Annotated in this window: 27 protein-coding genes; 10 read left to right on the forward strand and 17 right to left on the reverse strand. The window is 62.7% G+C overall.

All coding sequences use genetic code 11. The features are described 5' to 3' along the window. The first annotated feature begins 211 nt into the window (after window positions 1-211). Genes NA619_RS16380 through NA619_RS16395 form a run of 4 tightly spaced genes read left to right on the forward strand, consistent with a single transcriptional unit; the run spans window position 212 to window position 4,509 of the window. Window positions 212-484 carry a flagellar biosynthetic protein FliQ gene (locus tag NA619_RS16380; RefSeq protein ID WP_045422699.1) on the forward strand — a complete coding sequence of 91 codons (273 nt, stop codon included), beginning with the start codon at window positions 212-214 and terminating at the stop codon, window positions 482-484. Between the two features lie 20 nt (window positions 485-504). Beyond that, window positions 505-1,284 carry a flagellar biosynthetic protein FliR gene (gene fliR / locus NA619_RS16385; protein WP_255963027.1) on the forward strand — a complete coding sequence of 260 codons (780 nt, stop codon included), beginning with the start codon at window positions 505-507 and terminating at the stop codon, window positions 1,282-1,284. Continuing rightward, window positions 1,277-2,416, forward strand: a complete 1,140-nt coding sequence (gene flhB / locus NA619_RS16390) for a flagellar biosynthesis protein FlhB (protein WP_255962922.1) — start codon at window positions 1,277-1,279, stop codon at window positions 2,414-2,416. Before fliR ends, flhB begins: the two co-directional genes overlap by 8 nt. Continuing rightward, entirely contained in the window at window positions 2,413-4,509 is a 2,097-nt protein-coding gene (locus tag NA619_RS16395; RefSeq protein ID WP_255962923.1) for a flagellar biosynthesis protein FlhA, read from the forward strand. Before flhB ends, NA619_RS16395 begins: the two co-directional genes overlap by 4 nt. 304 nt (window positions 4,510-4,813) lie before the next feature. On the opposite strand, the gene NA619_RS16400 is transcribed toward NA619_RS16395, so the two are convergent. Beyond that, complete coding sequence (locus tag NA619_RS16400) at window positions 4,814-5,509, reverse strand: dienelactone hydrolase family protein (protein WP_255962924.1); 696 nt, start codon at window positions 5,507-5,509, stop codon at window positions 4,814-4,816. Window positions 5,510-5,793: 284 nt separating this feature from the next. On the opposite strand from NA619_RS16400, the gene NA619_RS16405 reads away from it, so the two are divergent. Beyond that, window positions 5,794-7,110: an MFS transporter gene (locus NA619_RS16405; RefSeq protein WP_255962925.1), complete on the forward strand. Its 1,317-nt coding sequence runs from the start codon at window positions 5,794-5,796 to the stop codon at window positions 7,108-7,110. On the opposite strand, the gene NA619_RS16410 is transcribed toward NA619_RS16405, so the two are convergent. Then, complete coding sequence (locus tag NA619_RS16410; RefSeq protein WP_255962926.1) at window positions 7,107-7,442, reverse strand: PilZ domain-containing protein; 336 nt, start codon at window positions 7,440-7,442, stop codon at window positions 7,107-7,109. The two genes, NA619_RS16405 and NA619_RS16410, sit on opposite strands and share 4 nt — an antisense overlap. Window positions 7,443-7,610: 168 nt before the next feature. Beyond that, window positions 7,611-7,829, reverse strand: coding sequence for a hypothetical protein (locus tag NA619_RS16415; protein ID WP_255962927.1), 219 nt, complete (start codon window positions 7,827-7,829; stop codon window positions 7,611-7,613). Between the two features lie 193 nt (window positions 7,830-8,022). Between NA619_RS16415 and NA619_RS16420 the strand changes: the two genes are divergently transcribed. Together NA619_RS16420 and NA619_RS16425 are read left to right on the forward strand one after the other, a co-directional pair. After that, window positions 8,023-9,474: an iron-containing redox enzyme family protein gene (locus NA619_RS16420; protein WP_255962928.1), complete on the forward strand. Its 1,452-nt coding sequence runs from the start codon at window positions 8,023-8,025 to the stop codon at window positions 9,472-9,474. 27 nt (window positions 9,475-9,501) lie between these two features. Further along, on the forward strand, window positions 9,502-10,449 hold the full coding sequence (locus NA619_RS16425; protein WP_255962929.1) for a methyltransferase: 948 nt from the start codon (window positions 9,502-9,504) through the stop codon (window positions 10,447-10,449). A 30-nt stretch (window positions 10,450-10,479) separates the two neighbouring features. On the opposite strand, the gene NA619_RS16430 is transcribed toward NA619_RS16425, so the two are convergent. The 5 genes from NA619_RS16430 to NA619_RS16450 form a co-directional block, all read right to left on the reverse strand. Continuing rightward, a complete protein-coding gene (locus NA619_RS16430) occupies window positions 10,480-11,412 on the reverse strand; it encodes an AEC family transporter (protein ID WP_255962930.1) in 933 nt (310 codons plus the stop codon). Between the two features lie 255 nt (window positions 11,413-11,667). Next, on the reverse strand, window positions 11,668-11,874 hold the full coding sequence (locus NA619_RS16435) for a hypothetical protein (RefSeq protein ID WP_255962931.1): 207 nt from the start codon (window positions 11,872-11,874) through the stop codon (window positions 11,668-11,670). 75 nt (window positions 11,875-11,949) lie between these two features. Then, window positions 11,950-12,474, reverse strand: a complete 525-nt coding sequence (locus NA619_RS16440; protein ID WP_255962932.1) for a transcriptional regulator — start codon at window positions 12,472-12,474, stop codon at window positions 11,950-11,952. Between the two features lie 78 nt (window positions 12,475-12,552). Further along, window positions 12,553-13,725, reverse strand: coding sequence for a zinc-dependent alcohol dehydrogenase (locus NA619_RS16445; RefSeq protein WP_255962933.1), 1,173 nt, complete (start codon window positions 13,723-13,725; stop codon window positions 12,553-12,555). A 714-nt stretch (window positions 13,726-14,439) separates the two neighbouring features. After that, window positions 14,440-15,300: an SDR family NAD(P)-dependent oxidoreductase gene (locus NA619_RS16450; RefSeq protein ID WP_255962934.1), complete on the reverse strand. Its 861-nt coding sequence runs from the start codon at window positions 15,298-15,300 to the stop codon at window positions 14,440-14,442. 166 nt (window positions 15,301-15,466) lie between these two features. On the opposite strand from NA619_RS16450, the gene NA619_RS16455 reads away from it, so the two are divergent. The 3 genes from NA619_RS16455 to NA619_RS16465 all read left to right on the forward strand — a co-directional run bounded on the left by NA619_RS16455 (window position 15,467) and on the right by NA619_RS16465 (window position 19,942). Further along, window positions 15,467-16,387, forward strand: a complete 921-nt coding sequence (locus NA619_RS16455) for a hydrogen peroxide-inducible genes activator (protein ID WP_102837173.1) — start codon at window positions 15,467-15,469, stop codon at window positions 16,385-16,387. 4 nt (window positions 16,388-16,391) lie between these two features. Beyond that, window positions 16,392-18,467, forward strand: coding sequence for an ATP-dependent DNA helicase RecG (recG, locus tag NA619_RS16460; RefSeq protein ID WP_255962935.1), 2,076 nt, complete (start codon window positions 16,392-16,394; stop codon window positions 18,465-18,467). A 74-nt stretch (window positions 18,468-18,541) separates the two neighbouring features. Further along, window positions 18,542-19,942 (forward strand): aminoacyl-tRNA deacylase and HDOD domain-containing protein, encoded by a 1,401-nt coding sequence (locus tag NA619_RS16465; RefSeq protein ID WP_255962936.1) that lies wholly within the window; start codon window positions 18,542-18,544, stop codon window positions 19,940-19,942. Between the two features lie 124 nt (window positions 19,943-20,066). Here NA619_RS16465 and NA619_RS16470 read toward each other — a convergent pair whose 3' ends face one another. The 9 genes from NA619_RS16470 to NA619_RS16510 are packed head-to-tail and all read right to left on the reverse strand — an operon-like array spanning window position 20,067 to window position 26,225. Beyond that, window positions 20,067-20,579 carry a type II secretion system protein M gene (locus NA619_RS16470; RefSeq protein WP_255962937.1) on the reverse strand — a complete coding sequence of 171 codons (513 nt, stop codon included), beginning with the start codon at window positions 20,577-20,579 and terminating at the stop codon, window positions 20,067-20,069. Then, on the reverse strand, window positions 20,576-21,718 hold the full coding sequence (gspL, locus tag NA619_RS16475; RefSeq protein WP_255962938.1) for a type II secretion system protein GspL: 1,143 nt from the start codon (window positions 21,716-21,718) through the stop codon (window positions 20,576-20,578). Before gspL ends, NA619_RS16470 begins: the two co-directional genes overlap by 4 nt. Window positions 21,719-21,721: 3 nt before the next feature. Beyond that, window positions 21,722-22,705 (reverse strand): type II secretion system minor pseudopilin GspK, encoded by a 984-nt coding sequence (gene gspK / locus NA619_RS16480; RefSeq protein WP_255962939.1) that lies wholly within the window; start codon window positions 22,703-22,705, stop codon window positions 21,722-21,724. Then, window positions 22,702-23,451, reverse strand: a complete 750-nt coding sequence (gspJ, locus tag NA619_RS16485; protein ID WP_255962940.1) for a type II secretion system minor pseudopilin GspJ — start codon at window positions 23,449-23,451, stop codon at window positions 22,702-22,704. The genes gspK and gspJ overlap by 4 nt, the downstream gene beginning before the upstream one ends. After that, window positions 23,448-23,855, reverse strand: a complete 408-nt coding sequence (gspI, locus tag NA619_RS16490) for a type II secretion system minor pseudopilin GspI (protein ID WP_255962941.1) — start codon at window positions 23,853-23,855, stop codon at window positions 23,448-23,450. Before gspI ends, gspJ begins: the two co-directional genes overlap by 4 nt. After that, complete coding sequence (gspH, locus tag NA619_RS16495; RefSeq protein WP_255962942.1) at window positions 23,852-24,427, reverse strand: type II secretion system minor pseudopilin GspH; 576 nt, start codon at window positions 24,425-24,427, stop codon at window positions 23,852-23,854. The genes gspI and gspH overlap by 4 nt, the downstream gene beginning before the upstream one ends. A gap of 3 nt (window positions 24,428-24,430) precedes the next feature. Next, window positions 24,431-24,865 (reverse strand): type II secretion system major pseudopilin GspG, encoded by a 435-nt coding sequence (gene gspG, locus NA619_RS16500; protein ID WP_255962943.1) that lies wholly within the window; start codon window positions 24,863-24,865, stop codon window positions 24,431-24,433. A gap of 5 nt (window positions 24,866-24,870) precedes the next feature. Then, entirely contained in the window at window positions 24,871-26,085 is a 1,215-nt protein-coding gene (gene xcpS / locus NA619_RS16505; RefSeq protein ID WP_255962944.1) for a GspF family T2SS innner membrane protein variant XcpS, read from the reverse strand. Continuing rightward, complete coding sequence (locus tag NA619_RS16510) at window positions 26,085-26,225, reverse strand: hypothetical protein (RefSeq protein WP_255962945.1); 141 nt, start codon at window positions 26,223-26,225, stop codon at window positions 26,085-26,087. Before NA619_RS16510 ends, xcpS begins: the two co-directional genes overlap by 1 nt. Window positions 26,226-26,229 lie beyond the last annotated feature (4 nt).

Genomic DNA, 26,229 nt, shown 5'->3' on the forward strand with positions numbered 1-26,229 from the left:
TCACCGGAGCGAGGGAAGTCGAGCGTAGCGAGACCCGGATGCAGGGGCGAGACCTTTTGGTTCCTTTTGGGGCGACTGCCAAAAGGGACTCGCCCAGCAGGGCGAAACCAATGCCCCAGCCAGCTAAAACAAACAGCCATTGCACCCGAGGCCAAAGCCACCACCGGCTCGCCGCGGCCTGTAGCGGCCGCATCACCCACCAGGTGCTCCCATGCTGACCCCCGACACCGCCGTCAATATCATCTCCAACGCCATCCACGTCATCGTGCTGGTGGTCTGCGTGCTGGTGGTACCAAGCCTGCTCGGCGGCCTGCTCGTGAGCATTTTCCAGGCTGCTACCCAGATCAATGAACAAATGCTCAGCTTCCTGCCACGCCTGCTGATCACCCTCGGCATGCTGGTCTTCGCCGGGCACTGGATCCTGCGCACGTTCAGCGACCTGTTCATCGAAACCTTCACCCAAGCCGGGCGGCTGGTCGGTTAGCCATGGGCAACGAACCCATCATGCAGGTCGGTCAGTACCTGCAATCGTTGCTGGGCTACTGGTGGCCGTTCTGCCGAATCATGGCCGTGTTCAGCCTCGCACCGATGTTCAGCCACAAGTCGCTCAGCGTGCGGGTTCGCGTACTGCTGGCCATTGCCCTGACAGTGGTGCTCACCGCCGCGCTGCCAGCGACGGCGCCCATCGACCCGCTGTCGCTCAAAGGCCTGCTCACCGCCTTCGAGCAGATCGCCATGGGCCTGCTGCTGGGGCTGGCGCTGATGCTGGTGTTTACCGTCTTCACGCTGATCGGCGACATCGTCTCGACTCAGCTGGGCCTGTCCATGGCGGTGTTCAATGACCCCATGAACGGGGTGTCGTCGGCATCGATCATCTATCAGCTGTATTTCATCCTGCTGGCGCTGCTGTTCTTCGCCACCGATGGGCATCTGGTGATAGTCACCATCATCTACCAGAGCTTCGTTCTCTGGCCGATCGGCAGCGGCATTCATTTCGACGGCCTGCAGACCATCGCGATGTCGCTGAGCTGGGTGATATCCGCGGCGCTGTTGATCGCCCTGCCGATCGTCTTCTGCATGACCCTGGTGCAGTTCTGCTTTGGTCTGCTCAACCGCATCTCGCCAGCGATGAACCTGTTCTCCCTGGGCTTCCCCATGGCGATCATCGCCGGGCTGGTGCTGATCTACCTGACCCTGCCCAACCTGTCCGAATCCTACCTGCACCTGACCCGCGAACTGCTGGGCAACATCGGCGAGATTCTGCGGAGCGGCCGCGATGTCTGAGCAGAACAGCAGCCAGGAAAAAACCGAAGAGGCCTCCGAGCAGAAACTCAAGAAGAGTCGCGACGATGGCCAGGTTTCCCGCTCCAAGGACGTCGCCACCACGGTCTCGCTGCTGGCGACCCTGCTGGTGCTGAAGTTCAGCATCGGCTTCTTTTTCGACGGCATGCAGCAGGCGTTCAGCTACTCGTACATCAACTTCCATGAAAGCGAGATGAGCGTCGACGACCTGCAGTTGATCCTCACCCACAACCTGCTGGTGTTCATCAGCGTGTTGCTGCCCTTGCTGATCACGCCGATCTTGGTCATCGCCTTCGCCCTGGTGCCGGGCGGCTGGGTGTTCGCCTCGAAGAACTTCGCCCCCAAGTTCAGCAAGCTCAACCCCATCACCGGGCTTGGGAGGATGGTCGGGGCGCAGAACTGGACGGAGCTGCTCAAGTCGATGCTGAAGATCACCGCACTGCTGAGCATCGCCGCTGGCCAGCTGTACTACGCCGCGCCCAAGCTGATCGCGCTGCAGCGCAGCGACATCAGCAATGCCATCGGCAGCGCCTTCTCGCTGACCTTCGACCTGGCGATTTCGCTGCTGCTGGTGTTCGTGCTGTTCTCGTTCATCGATATCCCGCTGCAGCGCTTCTTCTTCCTGAAAAAAATGCGCATGACCAAGCAGGAACGCAAGGAAGAGCACAAGAACCAGGAAGGCCGCCCTGAGGTGAAGGCGCGCATCAAGCAGCTGCAGCGCCAGCTGGCCCAACGGCAGATCAGCCGTGTGATCAAGGATGCCGATGTGGTGATCGTCAACCCGACGCATTATGCGGTGGCGCTCAAGTATGACCCCAAGAAGGCCGAAACACCTTTTGTCATCGCCCGTGGCGTCGATGAGACCGCGCTGTATATCCGCAAGCTGGCCCAGGCCAACGGGCTGGAGGTGATCGAGCTGCCACCACTGGCGCGGGCGATCTACTACAGCACCCAGGTCAACCAGCAGATTCCGGCGCCGCTCTACACCGCGGTCGCCCACGTGCTGACGTACATCCTCCAGCTCAAGGCCTGGAAGCAGGGTCGGCGCGCGAAGCCCACGCTGACCAGTGACATCCATATTCCCGAAGAACTGTTCAACCGAGCCCGATCATGAGCCTGATTCAGAAACTGACACCGACCTTCAGCAGCGGACGGATTGGGATTCCGCTGATCATCCTGTCGATCCTGGCGATGATCATCCTACCGCTGCCACCGCAGTTGCTGGACGTGCTGTTCACCTTCAACATCGCCATGTCGATTCTGGTGTTGCTGGTCAGCGTGTCGTCGAAGAGTCCGCTGGATTTCTCGCTGTTCCCGACGGTGATTCTGGTCACCACGCTGATGCGCCTGACCCTGAACGTCGCCTCGACGCGGGTGGTGCTGCTCGAAGGCCACAGCGGCACGGGCGCGGCGGGCAAGGTGATCGAAGCCTTCGGTGAGGTGGTGATCGGCGGTAACTTCATCGTCGGTCTGGTGGTGTTCGTGATCCTGATGCTGATCAACTTCATCGTGATCACCAAGGGCGGCGAGCGGATCTCCGAGGTCACGGCGCGCTTTACCCTGGATGCCCTGCCCGGCAAGCAAATGGCTATCGACGCCGACCTAAACGCCGGCCTGCTAACCAACGAAGAAGCCAAGGCGCGACGCCAGGAGGTGGCCAAGGAAGCCGACTTCTACGGTGCAATGGACGGCGCCTCGAAGTTCGTCCGCGGCGATGCCATCGCCGGCATCCTGATCCTGCTGATCAACCTCTTCGGCGGTTTCGCCATCGGCGTCTTCGTCCACGATTTGGCCGCCGGCGAGGCGTTCAAGCAATACGCCCTGCTGACCATTGGTGACGGCCTTGTTGCGCAGATTCCGGCGCTGCTCTTGTCCACCGCAGCGGCGATCATCGTCACCCGCATCAATGAATCCAGCGACATCACCAGCCAGGTTCAGCGCCAGCTGCTGGCCAACCCTGCCTCGCTCTACACCGTGGCTGGCATTCTCTTCGTGCTCGGCATGGTGCCGGGCATGCCGCATCTGGCGTTCCTCGGCTTTGCCGCGCTGATCGGCTTTATCGCCTGGCGCGTCTCAATGCACGAGCCTCCTGCTGCTGGGGCTGATCTCAAGGAAATCCAGGCCATCGGCCAGGCGATGGACAAGGAAAAGGCACAATCGCTGGCCTGGGAAGACATCCCGCTGGTGGAGCGCCTGTCCATCTCACTGGGCTACAAACTGGTCGGGTTGGTCAACGAAGCGTCCGGCGCGCCCTTGCCAGCGCGGGTGCGTGGCGTACGCCAGACGCTGTCCGAGCACCTGGGCTTTCTGCTTCCGGAAGTGCAGATACGCGACAGCCTGCGGTTGAAGGCCTCGCAATACGACATCTACATCAATGGCGAGAAGATCGACGGCGCCGAGCTGCACGCAGACCGCCTGATGGCGATCCCTTCGCCCGAACTCTATGGCGAGATCGACGGCATCCTCGGCACCGACCCGGCCTACCGCATGCAGGTGGTGTGGATTCAGCCCACGGACAAGTCGCGTGCGCTGAACCTCGGTTATCAGGTCATCGACTGCGCCAGTGTCGTCGCCACGCACCTGAACAAAGTGGTGCGCGAGCATCTGCCGGACCTGTTCAAGCACGACGACGTCGAGCACCTGATGCAGCGCTTGACGCTGCAGGCGCCGAAGCTCGCTGAAAGCCTTAAGAATGCTCTGAGTTACACCCAGCAGATGCGCGTCTATCGCCAGCTGCTGCTGGAGGAAGTGCCGCTGCGCGATATCGAAACCATCGCCAGCACGCTGCTCGAATGCAGCGAAACCACCAAGGACCCGGTGCTGCTGGCCGCCGACGTGCGCTACGCCCTGCGCCGCAGCATCGTTTCGATGATTGCCGGTGATCGTCGCGAACTGGCGGTGTTCGTGCTGGAAAATGCGCTAGAGAACACCCTGCTCAACGCTCTGGCGATTGCCCAGCAAGCCGGCCAGGTGAGCCTGGACAACATTCCGGTGGAGCCGAGCCTGCTCAACCAGCTGCAGAACAGCATGCCGGTGGTTAAGGAAAAGCTGCGCAAGGACGGCCACCCGCCGATCCTCACCGTGATGCCGCAGCTGCGCCCCCTGTTGTCGCGCTACGCACGGGTGTTCAGCCCGGGCCTGCACGTGCTGTCGCAGAATGAAATTCCGGATCGGGTCGGCGTAAACATTCTCGGCACGCTGGGTTAACCGATCGCAGTCCTGACCCGCGGTCATCTGCCCTTACGGATCGCCAGCAAGCTGGCTCCTACAGGTGCGGAGCGGCGCCCCCGCCCCCCCTTGAGCAGGCTGCTTTTGTAGGAGCGCGATCAAGCGACCCTTTAACTGAGATGCGACGGACGCGGATCGCCAGCAAGCTGGCTCCTACGGGTGCGGAGCGGTGACTTGCTCCTGGCGTGTGCGGGCCGATTTCGTAGGAGCGAGCTTGCTCGCGATCAAGGGCCTTGGGGCCGCAAACCGCCAGCGGAGCCGCACCCACAGCCGTCCGGGTTGCTTAGAGATTCTCTGCCAAGAACACCAATGTCCGCCCATGGGCCAGCGCGGCCGCATTCTGGTTGTAGGCCGGCCGCGCCCAGCAGTTGAAGCCGTGGTCCACTCCCGGGTAGGTCTCGACCTGCGCCTGGCCGACCTGGGCCATCTTTTCCTGCACGTCAGCGACTGCATCACTGTCGATGTGGTCGTCTTCTTCGGCGAAGTGGAACAGCGTCGGACACTTGATCTTATCGGCCTGGTCCAGACGCTTCTCGATGCTGCCGGGGTAGTAGCAGACCGCAGCATCGACGCCCGCATTGGCGGCGCTCAGGAACGACAGAACCCCGCCCATGCAATAGCCTACGGAGGCGACGCGCCCGTTGCAGTCGTCGCGCTCTCGCAGTAGCTCGGCAGTGCGCCGTAGATCATCGATGGCCAGATCGAAATCCAGCGCCTGCATCAGAGCGAAGGCACGCTCCCAATCATCGCCGCCATAACCCAGCTTGACGCCCGGCTCGCTGCGCCAGAACAGATCGGGCGCCAGCACTACGTAGCCATCGGACGCGTACTGGTCCGCGACGGACTGGATATGCTCATTGACGCCAAATATCTCCTGAATCAGCACGATACCGGGGCCATGTCCTGCTGGCGGTAGCGCTAGATAGCCTTTGAAGGTCTTGCCGTCCTGCGCGGGAATGTCGATCCACTCTGAAGTCATGCCGGTCTCCGTTGGGTTGCGGACATATGCCGATCACGGCGCGGTGCGCTGCGCACGGCTGGAACAGGTGCGACAGGTCAGGGCCGGCGTAGTTCGTCCAGGATGATCCAGCGTAGATGGAGAAGTGATCAGCCTCGGTAGGGGCGAATTCATTCGCCCAGTCAACACCTGCCGGGCGAACAAATTTGCCTCTGCCAATGCATACGTCATAACCAGAGCCTGTCCGCTACCATGGTCTGTCCCTTTCGAACCCCATCACCACCCAAACGCCACGGAGATAATCGATGCCTCAGGCGCCCTCAGCAGACGCCCATGATCCGACCGGTGAGCCGAACAGCAAGCGCCTCTACCGCAAGATCGCCTGGCGATTGATCCCGTTTCTCTGCTTTTGCTACCTGGCGGCCTATCTGGACCGCATCAACGTGGGCTTCGCCAAACTGCAGATGGCCGAGCAACTGCAGCTCAGCGATGCCGCTTTCGGGTTCGGCGCGGGGCTGTTCTTCGTCGGCTACATCCTGTTCGAGGTGCCGAGCAACCTGATCCTCAAACGCGTCGGCGCGCGGATATGGATCGCGCGAATCATGATCACCTGGGGTGTGCTCTCGGCCTGCACCATGCTGGTGACCACGCCGGGGCAGTTCTACCTCGTCCGTTTCCTGCTCGGTATCGCCGAGGCGGGCTTTCTGCCGGGCGTGCTGTATTACCTGACGCTGTGGTTTCCGACGTATCGACGCGGGCGGATGATCGCGCTGTTCATGATCGGCCTGCCGCTATCGAGCGTGATCGGCGCACCGCTATCGGGCTGGATCCTCGACCACTTCGATCAGATTCAAGGGCTGCGTGGCTGGCAATGGCTGTTCCTGCTGGAAGGCATTCCCAGCGTGCTGCTCGGGTTGATGACGCTGCGCATGCTGCCCGATGGCCCCCAGCAAGCGGATTGGCTGGACGTCCGCGAGCAAGGCCAGGTTCTTCGCGATCTCGCTGTCGACGAGGCGCAGAGCCCGGCCAGTGGTGAGAGTTTTCGTCAGGGCTTCTTCAATCTGAAGGTGTGGATGCTGGGCGGCATCGACTTCGCGATCCTGCTGAGCGCTTATGCGATGGGCTTCTGGATGCCGACCTTCATTCGCAACGCCGGCGTCACCGACGTTTCGGATATCGGCCTGCTGACCGCACTGCCAAGCATCGCTGCGGTGATCGGCATGCTGCTGCTTGGCGCCAGCTCGGACCGTTTCCGCGAACGCCGTTGGCACATCATCCTGCCGTTCTGGATTGGCGCCGCGGCCATGGCAGCGAGCACCGCATTCACCGACAGCGTGATGGCGACGGTTCTGCTGTTCTCCATCGCCCAGGCAACGATCATCGGGGCGGTACCGGTCTTCTTCAGCCTGCCGGCGACCTTTCTAACCGGCACCGCGGCGGCGACCGGCTTCGCCCTGGCCTGCTCGCTGGCGAATATTGCGGGTCTGGTGAGTAATACCCTGATCGGGCTGGCACTGGATATCACCGGGAAGAGCGGCAGTGCGCTGTTGTTCTTCGCGGCGTGTCTGCTGATGGGTTCGCTGCTGGTCTTTGCGCTGCCGGCGAAGGTGGTGAATCGCTAATCGCGCCGTTTGGGCATGAGCTCGCCGATCAACCGCGTGTAGTCATCACTGGGGCGATCCAGAGAAAAGCCCATTTCAAAACTGTCGCGGCGGGAATCCTTGCGCACCCACTGGCAGAGCACCACCACCTGTACTTCCCGGGTCTTTTCGCCCACGGTCGGCACGTGCAGGCACATCTCATAGCAGCCACTCATACCCAGTGGCTGCTTGGCGACCAGACGCAAACCGCCCATGGACATGTCAGCCACGTAACCCATGGGGTCGCCGCTGAGGCGATTGGTGACCTGGATACGGCTGAGATGGCGGAAGGTTAGGCGGCTGTGTTGGCGCATGGCGAGGCTCTGGCAGTCCTTTTATCCGCCGCGCCTGGAAGCGTCCTCCCGGGCACGATGACGGCGGTGTACTTAAAGGCTGCAGGCGACCGAATCTCGACAGAAATTAAGGGCCGACTCGAATATTTTTACTAGCGGAGCGGTTGGGTGCACCGCTCCGCAATGCCGCTAACGTTCCGAGCGGTCCTGCTTGCCACGCTTCAACGCGTCCTCGTCGCTGACGTCGTCGGTGATATCACACGGGACGTTGTAGGCGCCGCCTGGCACGTCGTCGCGATCGCCGCCAGCGACTTCGCCATTGCTTTTGCCTCCCGCCTTGTCGATGCGCTCTTCGTTACGGTCGTTGATCGATTCGAGGTTTTCTTTGCCACGTTCGGATTGGTTCATGGGACCTCCAGCTGGTTGCGCGTTCGGATACCGATGGGCATCCCCCCAAGTTAGGAAGACGCCTGATCCCAGAAGTTGCACGCAAATCGCCCCTGCAGGATGACTGGCCATTCGGCGGGCGCGCTGAACTTATCGCCTATACAGACGGCCAAAAAATCATCTGGGGACTTCCCCACTGCCGCCGTGTGAACTTATGCAACTGACTCGAAGCCTGCCCGTCGACACCATGCCCGTAACCTGCGAGGCCGCCGCGCCTTCCCGGGCGCTGTACTTCGCCCTGCTCGATGCTCCCGAAAACGAGAACGTCCGCGAGCGCGCTGTGGACTACCTGCTAGCGCAGCTGGATGCCGCATCAGCGCTGCCATGTGATCTGCCGCAGGATCCGAGCGGGCTCGGCGAATGGCTGGATGGCCACACGGCCAAGGTCGGTGGGCAGTATCAGGCCTACCTTGACGCTCGCCGGGCCGGTGCGCCGCGCCGGTACTTTTCCAGCAAGGCTCATGCGCTGCATTTTCTGCAGGGCGTAGCGCCAACCAAACTGGTGGACGGCGCCTGGCTTTATGGCTTGCTGCAGCGCTGGGACGATTCGCGCTTCACCTCGCTGATCCAGACCTACCTCGAAGAGCTGGGCGAAGGCTTGCCGGAAAAGAACCACGTAGTGCTGTACCGCAAGCTGCTCGCCAGCCAGGGCTGCGACGATTGGCAGAACCTGGACGATGACAACTTCATCCAGGGCGCGATCCAGTTGGCTCTTGCCGAGCACGCCGAGCAGTTTCTACCGGAAGTGATCGGCTTCAATCTGGGCTACGAGCAGTTGCCACTGCACCTGCTGATCAGCTCCTACGAACTCACCGAGCTTGGCATCGACCCTTACTACTTCACGCTGCATGTCACGGTCGACAACGCTGACAATGGTCACGCGAAGAAGGCAATCCAAGGATTGCTGGCTGCCTGGCCACAAGTGGGCGACAGCGAAGAGTTTTATCGACGGGTCATGAACGGCTATCGCCTCAATGACCTGGGGGCCAGCACGCTGTCGGTGATCGGCAGTTTCGATCCGGAGCAGGAAGTGCTGCGCGTTCTGGAAAAGAAAGCCGGCGTCGGGCAGTTCGTGCATTCGGACTATTGCCGCTTCGATGGCCGCACCGTGAATCAGTGGCTGGCCGAGCCGGCGCTGATTCCGCAGTTTCTCGAAACGCTGCAGGGCCGTAGCTGGATCAAGCGTCACGAAGATCCTCAGCACAGCCGTTTCTGGCAGTTGATCACTGGCGATCAGGCTCCTATGTTCGGCGTTTTCAGCGCTCATGAGCAGCAGCTGATTCACGACTGGATCGCTGGTGACTGGCTGGCCGAGCAGGCGCCAACCCGCGGCAAACCGCACCCATCACTGGCTCAGCGCCAGGGACAGTTCAACGGTCGTCGCCGTCCAGGCAACGAGCGCCCGCTCAAGCCCGCACTGGTGCAGAACCAGGGTGTTGCAGTGAGCGATTTCGATCAGGAAACCCAGCTGCTGGAACAGCAACTGACACAACTGCCGAGCCGCGACGCACGCATGCGCCACCTGCTGCCCTTACTGGCGCCGACCCGCCACCACAGCGCGGCGGGATTGCTGGCCACCCGAATCTTTACTGGACTGTTCAACTGAGAAGGCGATATCTCGCCAGGGAAATGTATGACCACCGAAACTGCTCAGGACCGCGCGCTTTTACACCTGGCCGAGGCCCTTCGCGAGCGCGGCTATCACTTCATCACCCCAACCCCGCTGACCCATGAACGCGTCAACAGCCGCGTCGAAAACGCGCTGGCCAAGGACCTGACTGGCGTGTTCGGCTGGAGCCGGCCGTTTCATCATGAACTCCTGCCCACTGCGATCTTCAGCCTGATGGACCAGGCCGGGGTGCTTGCCCCCTGCGACTCGCGGTGGCGCAGCCGAGTAAGGCTGTCGAGCCTCGATGGACAGCTGTTCGTGCATTCGGCCTACCCCACCGACGAACCCGATGCGGTGTTCTTCGGCCCGGATACCTACCGTTTCGCCAACGCCATCCAAGCGCATCTGAACAACCACAAAGGCCATATCGGCCGGGTCGTGGACATCGGCGCCGGTTCAGGCGCGGGTGGGATTCTTGCTGCGCTGGCAAGGCCACAAGCTGAAGTGCTGGCAGTAGACATCAATCCCGCCGCGCTGCGCCTCACCCGCATCAATGCCGCGCTGGCCGGCGCTGACAACCTGACCGCACGGCACAGCGACCTGCTCGGAGACGTCAGCGGTGAATTCGATCTGATCCTGGCGAACCCGCCCTATCTGATCGACCCGAGCGAGCGAGCCTACCGCCACGGTGGCGGCCCGCTGGGGGCTGGGCTTTCGCTGGCCATCTTCGACACTGCACTGGAACGCCTGGCTCCGTGCGGCACATTGCTGCTCTATACCGGCGTGGCGATGCACGGCAATCAGGACCCCTTCCTCAAGGAAATCAGCCAGCGTCTGGAAGGGCGCGAATTCAACTGGGCCTATCGCGAGATGGATCCGGATGTCTTCGGCGAAGAACTGCTCGACGGCGCCTATACAGAATGCGATCGCATCGCCGCTGTAGTGCTTGAAGTGACCCGGCCGGCTGATTGAGGCAGAGTAAACCCTTCGCGGTTTTCTACCCTACACCGGCAGCAGTATCAGGCACGCCGACAGGGTGAGCAGCGATCCCAGCGTGGAATACAGCACCACGCGGGATACCCGCGAAGCTTCCCGGCCGTAGAACTCGGCGAGCATGTAGGGCCCGGTGCCTGTGGGGAGAGCGCTGAGCAACAACGCCGAATAAGCCCACAGCGCAGGCAACTCGAAGACCTGGAAGGCCAGATACCAGGTAATCAGCGGTTGCACGATCAGTTTCAAGGTCACCAATGGCCAGACGCCTGAGACCTTACCGCCGGGCTGCGGCTGCGCGAGAAACAGGCCCAGGGACACCAGCGCACAGGGCGCCGCCGCTGCGCCGAGCAGCTTCAGCAGAGTCTCTAACGGTACCGGCAGCACCAGCCCGCTTGCGGCCCAGAAACCGCCCAGCATCGGCGCCACTACAAGTGGGTTGCGCAGCAGCGCGAGGCTGACCTTGCGCAGGGTCTTGCTGAAGCCCTGTCCGGTGTGCAGGCCGGTTTCTACGCACGCCAGCGCAATAGCAAAAAGCACGCAGACCACTACGATGCACGCGACCATCGCCGGCTGCAGCGCCTCATCCCCGAGAACCAGCATGCACAGCGGAATGCCGATATAGCCGGTATTGGCGTAGGACGCGCCCAGCGCATCGAGGCTGGCATCGGCCAGGGGCTGCTTTTGCAGCAGCCGATAGCCAAGCGTAAAGCCGAACACCCCGAGGCAGCCCACAGAGAATGCCGTGATAAAGCCCGGCTGCCAAAGCTGCTCCCAGCTGGAATTGGCGACGACGCTGAACAGGAGCGCGGGCAGTGCCAGCCAGACGACGAATCGGTTGAGCTCCGAGGCACCCATCGGTCCCATGCGGCCGGTTCGGCGGCAAATGAAACCCAGCAGGATCAGGGCGAAGACTGGGAGGACGATGTTGACGACGGCGGACATGGGTGCTCGGGCAGTAGGGTTACGGGCAGTGGGGGGTGGCGGGATGGGGTTATAACGAAAGGCGTTGAACCTTAGCAAAGATAGGGGTGTTTGCGGTTGTCTTGAGGTGGCAGGTACGGCTGATAAGCCGGTTATCGAGTCGCTTGATGGCACTGTTTCGCCCTGCTGGGCGACTTACTTTTCCGCGTCTGGAAAAAGTGAGTTGCCCAGCAGGGCGAAACCAAGACTCAGCCAACCGCCTAGTGGGGTAGCAACTCAAACTAAGCCCAAAGCCCAAAGCCAAAAAGCCAAAAAGCCAAAAAGCCAAAAAGCCAAAAAGCCAAAAAGCCCAAAAGCTTCGCGGCCACGACCGCCCCCGAAATAACGCAATATGCAGGGCCAGGCCTTTTTTGGTTCCTTTGGCAGGCCGGCCATCCGGCGACTGCCAAAAAGGACTCGCCCAGCAGGGCGAAACCAAGCCATCAAACGACTCGTTAATCGCCCTGAAACACCGTTTCAAACTGCGGCAGCGATTCGCTTCGCGCCCCTCTTCTCACCTCAATGCAACAGTACAGAAGGGCTATACCCATTCGGCTCAGCCCGCGCCGCGGCAAACTTCGCCTCGACCCGTCCACGCATGGTTTCGGGCGACTGCGCAAAACCACTACGGTCGCTGTAATCCCACTCCGTTACCAATTCGTCTTCAGAAGCCAGACCCCGGGCGCACGAAATATCCAATGCCGTGATGCCAGCCACAGCACCCGCTGCGATCGCCGCGTTGACCTGCTCGGTGCCGTTCTCGATGCTCATACCGAGACCTGCCAGGTCCAGTACATCGCCACCGATGCGGCCGTATATCCAGGGCTTGGGGTTATCGGTCAGCAGCAAGCCGACGCCAGTGGCAATCTCTCTTGCGCCGCACGCGCGGATCAAGCTTTCGTTACCCGGCACGCCGAGGAAACGGGCCAGCTTCCCGGGCATGACCAGTTGCGCGACGCCCAGGCCGATACTGAGCCAGCCAAGACCACGGGCCAGCGTGCGGGCGGAATGATTGGTGCGGGTGACTCGATGTGGAACGCTCATGAATCTGTCCCTCCTACGGGGCTGGGAAAGCAGACAGGCGATTCCCTACTTTAGGGAAGCCGGGAATCGCCCAGGCCCTCAAGGCTTTAGAACGACCTTGATGCAACCGTCGTGCTTGTCACGGAAGGTCTTGTACATCTCCGGACCCTGCTCGAGGCTGACGCTGTGGGTGATGACGAAGCTAGGATCGATTTCGCCTTCCTGGATGCGCCTGAGCAGGTCGTCGGTCCAGCGGTTGACGTGGGTTTGGCCCATGCGGAAGGTCAGGCCCTTGTTCATGGCTGCGCCGAAGGGAATCTTGTCGATCAGACCGCCATACACGCCGGGAATAGAAATGATGCCGGCCGGACGGCAGACATAGATCATTTCGCGCAGCACATGGGGACGATCGGTCTCCAGCATCAATGCCTGCTTGGCGCGGTCGTACATCGAATCGATCGAGCGGCCCGCATGCGCCTCCATGCCCACCGAGTCGATGCACTTCTCTGGACCCTTGCCGCGCGTCAGCTCCTTGAGGCGCTCGAGCACGCTTTCTTCATCGAAGTTGATGGTGATGGCGCCGCCCGCGCGGGCCATGGACAGCCGCTCGGGTACGTTGTCGATGCAGATGACCTGCATGGCACCCATCATCAGCGCGCTGCGGACGGCAAACTGGCCGACCGGCCCTGCCCCCCAGACGGCAACGGTGTCGGTAGGCTGGATATCGCATTGGGCTGCGGCTTGCCAGCCGGTAGGCAGAATGTCACCCAGAAACAGAACCTGCTCATCGGTCAGGCCATTGGGGATCACTACCGGACCGACATCGGCATAGGGCACCCGAACGAATTCGGCCTGGCCGCCGGCATAACCACCGGTCAGATGCGAATAGCCATAGAGGCCAGCTGTGGAGTGGCCAAAAACCTTGTCGGCGACATCCTTGTTGCGATTTGAACGCTCACACACCGAGAAATTGCCGCGTTTGCACTGGTCGCAGTCGCCGCAGACGATGGTAAAGGGCACCACCACGCGGTCGCCGACCTTAAGCTTCTTGTTTGCCGAGCCGACCTCCATCACCTCGCCCATGAACTCGTGGCCCATGATGTCGCCGTGCTGCATGCCGGGCATGAAACCGTCGTACAGGTGCAGGTCAGAGCCGCAGATCGCGCAGGAGGACACCTTGATGATGGCGTCGCGAGGATCTTCTATAGACGGATCGGGAACGTGGTTGTCGCAGCGAATATCGTGTTTGCCGTGCCAGCGAAGGGCTCTCATTTGGAAAAATCTCCAGGTTCGGTGTTCGAAAACGCCGCCGTAGTGGTTCTTCCTGATTGATCGCCGCTAGAGGCGGCAGCTGCTCCTGACCCGACTGCTGCCATGCGGCAAGGTGTACGGCGTGCGTGCTATCAAGGTTTTAGTAAGCACGATGCCGGCAGAGTTGCCTGAATTTAATGCAATGAGCGAAATCGCCGACGGACAGCGATAACTGGCGCCGGAATTGTTATATCGGCCCTTTACAGCGTGTTCGTGTCATTTCTACGGTGATCTTCGCGGGCTAGGCACAGCGCTTTTCGTAGGAACGAGCTTGCTCGCGATCAGGGCCTGGCGTGGCCTCGGCACAACAGAAAAACACGGATCGCCAGCAAGGACTGGGCGCCTCCCTGGCTCCTTCAAGCGTCGTGGCGGTCGTTGCGGACTGGGCACAGCGCTTTTCGTAGGAGCGAGCTTGCTCGCGATCAGAGGGCTAGTGTGGCTCGGCACAACAGAAAAACACGGATCGCCAGCAAGGACTGGGCACCCCCTGGCTCCTACAGATGCCGCGGCGGTCTTCACGGACCGAGCACAGCGCTTTTCGTAGGAGCGAGCTTGCTCGCGATCAGGGGGCTAGCGTGGCTCGGCACAACAGAAAAACACGGATCGCCAGCAAGGACTGGGCGTCCCCCTGGCTCATACAAATGCCGCGGCAATCAACGCGGGCCTCGTTGCCGCTCAGCCTTTGCCGGGGCGAATGGAGGCGTAGCCGTTACGATAGCTCGGGTACTGCGGCACCCATCCAAGGGCCCGGGCGCGGGCGTTGCTGCAGCGCTTGCTGCCTGCGCGGCGGGTCATGGTTTGCTCGGCCCATTGGGTCACGCCGAGACGTTCGCGCAACCACTCGACCACTTCGTGCAAGGGTGCAGGGTCATCGTCGACGCCCAGATAGCAATCTTCCAGATCGCCGCCGTTGAGATCGGTCTGCAGCAGACACGTCAGCAGCGCGGCGGCATCGTCACGGTGGATGCGGTTGCTGTATTGCGGCGGCTCGCACTCGACGCGCAGCCCGGCACGAACCTGATTCTGCATCCACGGCCGCACCGGATCGTACAGCCCGGCCATGCGCACCCGGGTCGCCGGGAAACCACAATCGAGAGCCACCTGCTCGGCTTCGAGCATCACCTGTCCGGTATAGCCAGTGGGTTCGGTGGCGGAGGTCTCATCGATCCATTCGCCCCCATTTTGGGCGTACACCCCGGTGCTCGAGAGAAAGAACACGCGCTTGGGTTGCTGCCCGCGCTGTTTCAGCCAGCCAAGCGCGTTGCGTAAGCCTTCAACGTAAGCCTGCCGATAGCCGGGTTCGTCGTGCTGGCTGGCCGATGCGGCATAGACCAGGTAATCGAGATTGCCGTTGGGCCAGCCACGCGGCACTTCAGCCGAGGCGAGGTCACCGCGTACCGGCAGGATTGGCACCGGCAGGCTCGCTGCCTGACGACGCAAGCCGTATACCGTCCAACCCGCTCGGCTCAACTGCAGCCCGAGGCGTATACCGACATCGCCGCAGCCGGCGATCATTACTGAGGGACGAATTGCCATGGCGGTTGCTCCATAACCGGTGCGGGCCACCCATTCGGCCCGCCTTTCATCAGTGTACTGCTGCCGACAAGGTTTCCGCTTGTCACCTTATAAGGAACGGCTGCTGGCCAGTTGGTTCGAACACGAGCAAAGGCTATGCTAGCCAGCACTCTGATGGAATAACGCTATGACACTGACCGAACTGCGCTACATCGTCACGCTCGCCCAGGAATCCCACTTTGGCCGCGCCGCCGAGCGGTGCCACGTCAGCCAGCCCACCTTGTCGGTGGGCGTGAAAAAGCTCGAGGACGAGCTTGGCGTGCTGATCTTCGAGCGGACGAAGAGCGCAGTGCGGCTGACGCCCGTCGGTGAAGGCATCGTCACCCAGGCGCAGAAAGTGCTGGAGCAGGCGCAGAGCATTCGTGAGCTGGCCCAGGCCGGCAAGAATCAGCTGGCCGCCCCGCTCAAGGTCGGCGCCATCTACACCGTCGGCCCCTACATGTTCCCGCATCTGATCCCGCAGCTGCATCGCGTGGCGCCGGACATGCCGCTGTATATCGAGGAAAACTTCACCCACATCCTGCGCGACAAGCTGCGCACCGGCGAGCTGGACGCGATCATCATCGCGCTGCCGTTCCAGGAAGCCGATGTGCTGACGCTGCCGCTGTATGACGAGCCCTTTTATGTGCTGATGCCCGCCGGCCATCCGTGGACGAAGAAGGAAACCATCGACAGCGAGATGCTCAACGACAAGAGCCTGCTGCTGTTGGGCGAAGGCCACTGCTTCCGCGATCAAGTCCTCGAAGCCTGCCCGACCACGCGCAAGGGCGAGGCGCCGAGCCACACCACGGTGGAATCCTCGTCGCTGGAGACCATCCGCCACATGGTTGCCTCTGGACTGGGTGTATCCATCCTGCCGCTGTCGGCCGTCGACAGTCACCATTACTCCCCCGGCGTGCTGGACATCCGCCCGCTGACGCCGCCCGTGCCGTTCCGCACCGTGGCGATTGCCTGGCGCGCCAGCTTCCCGCGCCCGAGAGCCATCGAGGTACTGGCCGACTCCATCCGCCTGTGCTCGGTTGCGAAACCGCCCGCCGACAAAGCCTGAAGCCATGAGCGAGCTGGCGGCGGTCCCGGTGACCGCGATAAAAGGCGTCGGCGCGGCGCTGGCCGAAAAGCTCGCCAAAGTCGGCCTGGAAACCTTGCAGGACCTGCTGTTCCACTTGCCATTGCGCTATCAGGACCGCACCCGCATCGTACCGATCGGTGCCCTGCGACCCGGTCAGGACGCGGTGATCGAAGGCACCGTCACCGGCGCCGACGTGGTCATGGGCAGGCGCCGCAGCCTGCTGGTCCGTCTGCATGACGGCAGCGGCAGTCTGAGCCTGCGCTTTTACCATTTCGGCCAAGCCCAGAAAGAGGCGCTCAAGCGCGGCACCCAGGTGCGCTGCTATGGCGAAGCACGCCCGGGCGCGTCGGGACTTGAGATCTATCATCCCGAATACCGCGCGCTAAATGACGACGAACCGGTGGCCGTCGAACAGACGCTGACACCGATCTACCCGACCACCGAAGGCCTGACCCAGCAGCGGCTGCGCCAGCTGACCGCACAGGCGCTGGCGCGGCTAGGTCCGCACAGCCTGCCCGATTGGCTGCCAGATGAGCTGATCCGCGACTACCGACTGGCGAAGCTCGACGAAGCGATCCGCTATTTGCACCGTCCGCCGCCGGACGCCGATCTGGAGGAACTCGCCGAAGGCCGTCATTGGGCGCAGCATCGTCTGGCGTTCGAGGAACTGCTGACGCATCAGCTTTCCATGCAGCGCCTGCGCGAAAGCAGCCGCGCTCAGCACGCACCGCCGCTGCCTGCGCCCCGCGAGCTGCCGAAACGTTATCTGCAGAATCTCGGCTTCCAGCCCACTGGCGCCCAGCAACGAGTCGGTGCCGAGATCGCCTACGACCTCGCCCAGGACGAGCCGATGCTGCGCCTGGTGCAGGGCGACGTGGGCGCCGGCAAGACCGTGGTTGCTGCCCTTGCCGCGCTGCAGGCGCTGGAAGCCGGCTATCAGGTGGCCCTGATGGCACCGACCGAAATCCTTGCCGAGCAGCACTTCATCACCTTCTGCAAATGGCTCGAGCCGCTGGGCATCGAAGTCGGCTGGCTGGCCGGCAAACTAAAGGGCAAGGCCCGATCCGCGGCGCTGGAGCGCATTGCAGCCGGTTGCCCAATGGTGGTCGGCACCCACGCACTGTTTCAGGATGAGGTGCGGTTCAGCAGGCTCGCACTGGTGATTATCGACGAGCAGCACCGCTTCGGCGTGCAACAGCGGCTGGCGCTGCGACGCAAGGGTGTCGAGGGACGGCTCTGCCCGCATCAGCTGATCATGACCGCCACCCCCATTCCACGAACGCTGGCCATGAGCGCCTATGCCGATCTGGACACATCGATTCTCGATGAGCTTCCGCCGGGACGTACCCCGGTAAATACGGTATTGGTGGCTGACAGCCGCCGCCTGGAAGTCATCGAGCGGGTGCGTTCGGCCTGTAACGAAGGGCGCCAGGCGTACTGGGTCTGCACCCTGATCGAGGAATCCGAAGAGCTTACCTGCCAGGCGGCCGAAACCACCTTCGAAGATCTCTCCGCAGCCCTCGGCGGGCTCAATGTCGGGCTGATTCATGGACGGATGAAGCCGGTGGAAAAAGCGGCGGTGATGGCCGAGTTCAAGGAAGGTCGCCTGCAATTGCTGGTCGCCACCACGGTGATCGAGGTGGGTGTCGACGTTCCCAACTCCAGCCTGATGATCATCGAAAACCCCGAGCGCCTGGGTCTCGCCCAGCTGCACCAGCTGCGTGGACGAGTCGGGCGCGGCAGCGCGGCCAGTCACTGCGTGTTGCTCTACCATCCGCCGCTTTCGCAGATCGGCCGCGAGCGATTGGCGATCATGCGCGAGACTTGCGACGGCTTCATCATCGCGGAAAAGGACCTCGAACTGCGCGGACCGGGCGAGATGCTCGGCACTCGCCAGACCGGCTTGCTTCAGTTCAAGGTCGCTGATCTCATGCGTGATGCCGATCTTCTGCCTGCCGTACGCGATGCGGCACAGGCGCTTTTGGAACGTTGGCCGCAGCACGTAAGCCCCTTGCTAGAGCGGTGGCTGCGCCATGGCCAGCAATACGGGCAAGTTTGACGCTCGTCGGCAAACTCAAACCGCACTAACGGTATGGCTATACTGCGCCGATCGGGAATAACACGGACAGATTCATGAACACGGCTGCCGAAAGCAATAACCATAATTCGCTCCCGCCAATGATCGTCCAGCTGCTGGACAAATTGGCACTGCCTTATCGCACCTGCGAGGAACGATCCGACCTGGATCCAGCTCAGCGCATGGAGGCGGTGCTGGTCGACGACGCCATCGGCGCGTTGCTGGTGCTCTACCCTCGGGACCACCTGCTCGACCTTGCTCGCCTCGCCGAGCTGACCGGGCGCCAGCTGATTGCAGTCAAGCCGGATCGATTGACCCGCATGCTTTCCAAGCACGACCTCAAGGTTTTGCCGGGCCTACCGCCGCTGACTAGCTCACCCTGTCTCTATGAGGAACGCTTGCTGCAGCAATCTGAGCTGCTGATCCAATCCGGTCAGCCAGGCTTGTTGCTCGCCGTGGCTAGCAGCGATTTCAAGCAGATGCTCAGCAAAGCCAGCGCCGGCCAGTTCGCGGTGCCGCTGAGCACCATCCAGCCGAACCTCGACCGTCCCGAGGAAGACAGCGCGGAAATCACCCAGGCGGTGCAAAGTTTTACCGCACGACGGATTCAGAAGCGTCTGGAAGAGACCATCGAAATCCCGCCGCTGGCGCAGACCGCACAAAAGATCATCAAGCTGCGCGTCGATCCCGATGCCACCATTGACGACATCACCGGTGTGGTCGAGACCGACCCGGCCCTGGCGGCTCAGGTGGTCAGCTGGGCCGCATCGCCCTATTACGCAGCACCCGGCAAGATCCGCTCGGTGGAAGATGCCATCGTGCGGGTGCTCGGTTTCGATCTGGTGATCAACCTGGCCCTCGGCCTGGCATTGGGCAAGACCCTGAGCCTACCAAAGGATCAGCCGCAACAGGCAACGCCGTACTGGCAGCAGTCGATCTATACAGCGGCGGTGATCGAAGGGCTGAACCGCGCCATCCCGCGTACGCAGCGCCCGGAAGCCGGCATAAGCTATCTGGCGGGTCTGCTGCACAACTTCGGTTATCTGGTGCTGGCGCATGTATTCCCGCCGCACTTCTCGTTGATCTGCCGGCACATGGAGGTCAACCCGCACCTGAGCCACAGCGTCATCGAAAAACATCTGCTGGGGATTACCCGCGAACAGATCGGCGCCTGGCTGATGCGTTACTGGGGGATGCCCGACGAGCTGTCGACAGCGCTGCGCTTTCAGCACGACCAGCACTATCAGGGCGAGCATGCTGGCCACGCCAATCTGGTCTGCTTGGCGGTACGCCTGTTGCGCAACCGCGGTATCGGCTCCGGTCCCTACAGCGAGATCCCGCAGGACCTCTTCGATCGCCTCGGGCTGAGCCGTGAAAAGGCCAATGACGTGGTGAACAAGGTGCTTGAAGCCGAAGCTGCCCTGCGCGCACTGGCGATGCAGGTTCAGCCGACCTAAACGAGTAAAACGGCTACGGCCATCGCGACGCTACCCGCGATAGCCTGCCGTATTTCTCGTGCGGCAAAGCGCGGCGATGAATTAAAGACGTCGGCCGCTCGTCGTTGAGCGGCCTCTGCGCGCTCTAACCTTCCGCCCGGAAACTCACCCGGGCATCCACCAAACCTTCCCCGACCTGAGTGATGCTGACCTCGGCCAGCGTCGCGCCGGCCGCTTGCAACTCATCGAACCAGCGCAGCAGCGTGCCGTAGCCCGCACCGGGCAAGGTCACCTGCAAACTGCCGTCATTGCCGAAGTCGAAGCTCTCGATGGTCAGGCCGTTCTGCTGAGCGGTCTGGGTGACCAGTCCCTGCAACTGCTCGGGCGCCAGCGTCACCGGATTGCTGCGCGACATCTGCCGGGCGAGCTCGGTGTTCTGCTCCATATAGGTATGCAGCTCGCGTTGCTCCTGGAAATAGGTCTGGGCATCGCGCGCGCGATGCTGCGCCGGCTGCCAGAGCAGCACATAGAGCAACGCAACCAGCAGAAAGGCGCCGAGCAGAGTCAGCGACATACGCTCGCGGGGTTGCAGGCGCTGCCAACGCATCCAGAGCGGCGACTCGGCCAGGCGCACGCGCATCTGTTGTCTCAGGTTCATCCTCGACCTCCAATCACCACACGGGCGCTGACGGCATCGCCGTCACGGCTGGCCGAGCCCAACTGGACGCTTTCTCCGGTCTCACCCAGGCGCTGGCGCAGCTGCTCGAGAGCGGCAAAATCGCTGGCGCGAACCTGCATGGCCAGATCACCTCGGGCCTGGTTGTAATCCAATTGACCGATCGACACGGGAATACCTTCGGCGAGCGCCAGCGCGACCTCATCGAGCAGGCGCATGAAGCCGCTCGAGCCGCCAGAGCTCTGGCCGATATGCGCGTCGAACTGCGCACGCAGGTTGACGATGCGCTGGTCTTCCGGGAACAGCTCGGTGTAAAGGGCCCGACTGGCTTCAGCATAGCGCTCGGCCTGGCTCTCCAGCGTCCAGGCCTGCACCAGGTTGAACACCAGCTGCACCACCAGAATCAGCGCCAGCACGAGCGCCACCGGCTTCCATTGACCGAGCCCACTGCCTGCCGCCTGGACGGCGAAGTCGCCTTGCGCCAGGTTCAGCGCCGCAGCGCGGCCCGAGGCCAGGAACCGGTATGGATCGTCCAGCTGCTGATAATCATCCAGCGGCGCCGGGGCGTCGCTTGCCGTGCCTTGCCCGTGATGGGGTGCAGGGCACTGTCCGGCAAGATGCGGCCATTGCGCGCCGTCAAAGGCCAGGCGGGCTTCGGGGCTGCCGCCAAGCAGTGCGCGGCCGTCGATGAATAACAACTGCGTGCCATCCCGCGGCAGCAAGTCGGCGTCGACATGGATCGCGACGACCGTCAGCCCGAGGGTCTGCAGGTCCTGCAGCCAGTCGGCCAGCAGCTGTCGGCGGACAGCGATGACCCGACGCCGGCCATCCTCCAGTGCATCGCCATGGGTCAGGTGCAGGTCATCGACGTTCTCAGCCAGTAGCTCTTCGATCGCGTAGGCCAACGCCTGGTTGACCCAGCGCGCCTTGCGCGTCGGCAGTGCGACCGCGAACGAGCTGCAAACCTCGGCCGGCAGCACCAGGGTCACGGCCGCCGGCGCTCGCTCGACGACGCTTGCCAGAGGCATCCAACCTTCCTCACCCTCACCCGGCAGCCAGTAGACCCGGGTATCGCTGTCGATCCGGGTGCCGCAATCAGCGGGCAGAAACAGGCAGTCCATCGGCTATCGATCTCCGTTACTGGTTGGTTGGGGCAAGCGTGGCGGCTGCCCCAGGTTGCGCTTCAATACGCGAATGTCCCCGTTTTCTTCACGCCGGATCTGGCTCACCAATGCCAGCCGGCGGTCTGCCAGACGCACCTCGCTGATGGCCTGGAAGAATTGACTGGTTACCGCGATGTTGGTGCCTTGCAGTTGGACACCGCTAAGCGCCGGTTGCGCCATGAAAGTAGCCGTATCGCGGAACGGAGCGGCCTGTCGCATCTCGATCAGTGACTCGGCTGCACTTGGGCTGAGGCTGTCGGCAAGACTCGACAGCACCATGGCGCTGGCCGTGTTCACGTTCAGCGGCGTGTCGGCGGGCAGCGCCGTGACGTAGGGCGCCATGCGCTGGAAATCTTCATCACGCATGCCGAGCAACAGGCGCAGCTCCGAAAGATCCTCCAGGCGCGTGCCGGCCGTGCGGTACGGGGGGTCAAGCAGGAGATAGGCATTGTCCTCGGCGCCCTGCTCACCGGTAGGCTGCTGGTCGCTGTCCAGCCAGTCCACCAGACGCTCGGCGTAGGGTTCGGTTATCTGCAGGCGCAGCAGCAGGCGGCGGAACTGCGCCAGCGCCGCGGCATTCGCCTGCTGCTCCTGCACGAGGCTGTTGAGATTGAAGCGCCCGGCCAGGTCTTCGATACGGACCTGAACCTGCCCCTGTCCTTCGTCGAGGTCGTACGCCGGCTGCGGCATGGCCCAGGGTTCGAGCATATGATCCACGGCGGGCAACCCGGTGCCCTGCCCTGACCCCTGCAGATCGCGGCGCAGGATCGATTGCGCCAGCGCTTCACCGCCGAGCGCGTATTGCCAGGCCTGACGCGCCTGCGCCTGATTAGCCGTGCCGCGGATCGACAGTTGCTGACGGGCAATCATGCCAGCGCAGACCACGGTGACGATGGCCACGACCAGCAACACGGTGATGAGCGCCACGCCGCGCTGGGGCTTCACTGCATTTCTCCCACGCCGCCCGGTTCCGGCACGCCCTGGGAGTCCGGCTGGATGAATTCGGGTTCCGGAGTCGGGCCGTCGGGCAATCGCAGCAGGCGGGTGATGGTGCCGTAGCGCTGGTGATCGAAAGAGACCTCGACGGCTACCGGCATACGCCGCCCCTCTTCACCCGGATCGCCGCGACCGAAATCGAATGGCGGCCACTCCTCGTGCCAACTGTTCTCCGCATCGAGATAGCGCAGGCGCAGCTCGGTCACATCATCGAGCACTTGCTGCACACGGGCCTCACTGTCCAGATCGCGGTCAAGCACCGTCCAGTATTGACGCTCCAGCGTGCTGCCGGCGAGGCGCCAGCTGACGCGCTGGAGATTGGAGCGAGGCTGCCCGGTAGGGTTGCGCCAGCCGCTGCGCGTCAGCTCCAGCGAGGCACCGCCCTCGAAACCGGCGAGCTGGCCGATAAACGCGTTCTGCTCATCGCCGTAGCCGTCTCGCACTGGCCGCGGCACGGCCTGAACCAGATCCTGCTCGAGGCGCCAAACAGCCCGACCGAGTTCACGCAATCGTGTTTCCTGGGCACGGATCACTTCGTCGCTGCGCAGGACGGATTCGAGCATGCGGTAGGTTGCCAGCCCCAGCAACGCGAACAGGGCGATGGCGATCAGCAATTCAAGCAGGGTAAAGCCGGCCGCGGCACCATGCAGTCGCGGTTGGCCGCTGGTGACCAGACTGCCCATGGCTCGGCTCATGGCTCGACGCCGACGAAGCCGGTCAGGCTGGTCACGGCGCGCTGTTCTATCGAACCATTGTTGGCCCTGCGCTGTGGCTCGACCGCAGCGACCCAGACCTGAATGCGCAATAGCCCCGGCGTGCCGCTGGTTTCTACTTCGCTGAGGGTCTGCCATTTGCGCCCGCCAAACTCCAGCTCCTGGTCTTCGCGGCCAATGGCGGGCGCTGGCTGCAGCAGTTGCAGCTCGGTGAGGCGGTTGTCGGCGATCCATCCGGCCAGGGTCAGTGCTTCCAGGCGTCCGGCGTTGTTCACGCTGCGCCCGGCTGCAGTCAGCACCACGGCCGCGACGATGGCGAAGATCGCCAGCGCCACCAGTACTTCCAGCAGGGAAAACCCCCGCGCGTGCGACGGGCCTGCACTCATCGGCGGGTTTCCAGCGGCTCGGCGCGGGGCATTTGAAAACCATCGCTGGTGACGGTCCAGCCGCTGCCGCCGGGACGTTGATCGGAGAAGGTCAGGGTGAAGGGGGACAACTCGCCGCTCGAGAGAATCAAAAGCTGCGGCTGAACACGCGGGGCGCGACGGCGTTCTCGGTCCCCCTCTTTGGACAAGCCGATAGGGTCGTCCTCGCGCTTGACCGGTGCCACCAGCTTCAACGGTGAGCCTTCGAGCTCCAGTTCGAGACGTATCCAGTCCGGCGCCCGGTGCGCCTTGCCATCGCCGGCATCTTGCCAGCGCGCATCGGCTTCGTCGTAGTGCATCACGCGGTAGCCTTCCTGGCTGATCAACAGACCGTACTCGCGGCTGTCGAGCACCGCCTCATCGGCCATCAGGCTGATCAGTGTCGCCAGCCTCTGCGCCTCGTCGCGAATCTCCCGCGACGAATTGGAGCTGCCCATCGATAGCACCGCCAGGCCCACCAGACTGCCGAGGATGACGATCACCACCATCAGCTCGATCAGCGTAAAGCCGCCCTCCCGGCGCGCCTGGTGCATCGATCAGAGGTCCCAGTTACCGATATCCGCGTTCAGCTCGGAACCGCCCTGCTTGCCATCGGCGCCGTAGGAGTACAGATCGTAGGCCCCCTGAGTGCCGGGCGAGAGGTACTGATATTCATTGCCCCATGGGTCCTTGGGCACGCGCTTGAGGTAGCCGTCGCGGTTCCAGTTCTTTGGCTGCGGATTGCCGCCGGGCTTCTTCGCCAATGCATCCAGGCCTTGCTGGGTGCTGGGGTAGGAGTAGTTATCCAGTTTGTACATGTCGAGGGCGGCGCCGATGGCCTTGATGTCGCCTTTGGCCACGGTCACCTTGGCCTGGTCCGGACGGTTCATCACCTGCGGTACTACCAGCGCGGCGAGGATCCCGAGGATCACCACCACAACCATGATTTCGATGAGGGTGAAGCCCCTCTGCTTGTATTGCTTCAACGTCATGCTCACTAGCCCACCAGTTGGTTGAGAGAAAGAATCGGCAGCAGGATCGCCAGAACGATCACCAATACCACAGCCCCCATGAACACAAGCATGAAGGGTTCGAAGAGTCCTACCAAGAGCGAGATCTGCGCGGCCAGGTCGTTTTCCTGATTACGCGCGGTTCGCGCCAGCATCTGGTCCAGTTCGCCAGATTTCTCGCCGCTGGCGATCATGTGCAGCATCATCGGCGGAAATTCGTTGGTGGCGTCCAGCGCGCGGGTCAGGCTGCCGCCCTCACGCACCCGCTGCGCCGCCTCGATCACCTTGTCGCGAATACGCAGATTGGCGATTACAGCCGCTGCGATGCCCAGCGCATCCACCAGCGGCACGCCGCTGCGGGTAAGAATCGCGAGGGTCGAGGCGAACCGCGCGGTGTTGGCCGCCCGTGCCAGCCGCCCCACCAGCGGGATACGAAGGATAAAGGCATGCCAGCGCCGTTTGATCTTCTCGTCGCGCAGAGCCTGCCGCATGGCAAACCCAGCGGCAATAGTCCCCAGCAGCATCAGCCAGCCCCACTGCTGCACAACTTCGCTCACCGCGATCAGCCCGGTGGTCAACGCCGGCAGGTCCTGGCCGGTGTTGACGAAAACCTTCACCACATCCGGCACCACGTACCCAAGCAGCAGCACCACGATGGCCAGTGAGGCCACCAGCAGAATCACTGGGTAGAGCAACGCCAGCTGGATCTTCTGCCGTGACTGCTGACGTTGATCGGTGTAGTCCGCCAGCTGATCGAGCACGAGCCCGAGATGCCCGGCATGCTCGCCAGCCGCCACGGTGGCGCGATAAAGCTCTGGGAAGGCAGACGGGTATTCACGCAGCGAGCCGGCCAGGCTGTGGCCTTCCATTACCCGTGCACGCACGGCCAAGAGCATCGACTTGATCTTCTGCGACGCCGACTGCGCCGCCGCGGCACGCAGGGCCTCCTCAATGGGCAACGCCGCCTGAACCAGGGTCGCCAGCTGCCGCGTCACCAGCGCCAGGTCGCGCGCCGAGAGCCCGCGGCCAAAGGCAAAGCCGCCACCGCCGGTGTCTTCCTTGGCCTTGGCTTGCTTGACGTCCAGCGGCGACCACTGCTTCTCGCGCAGCAGTTGCCGCGCCTGTCGCGCGCTATCGGCCTCGATCAGGCCTTTCTGCTCGCGGCCCCGGGGGTCAAGCGCAATGTATTCAAACGCTGCCATCAGTGTTCAGCCAACAGTGTCAGGCCATGGGCGACACGATGCACGACGCCTGCGCGATGAACGCCGCGGTGATCGGTCGAGAGTCGGTATTCAAACGCAGTCATGGCCTGGGTAGCGGTCCTTGTGCCGGTACAACTCATGCGC

The organism is Stutzerimonas stutzeri, assembly GCF_024448895.1.
In the GTDB taxonomy this organism is placed as follows: domain Bacteria; phylum Pseudomonadota; class Gammaproteobacteria; order Pseudomonadales; family Pseudomonadaceae; genus Stutzerimonas; species Stutzerimonas stutzeri_Q.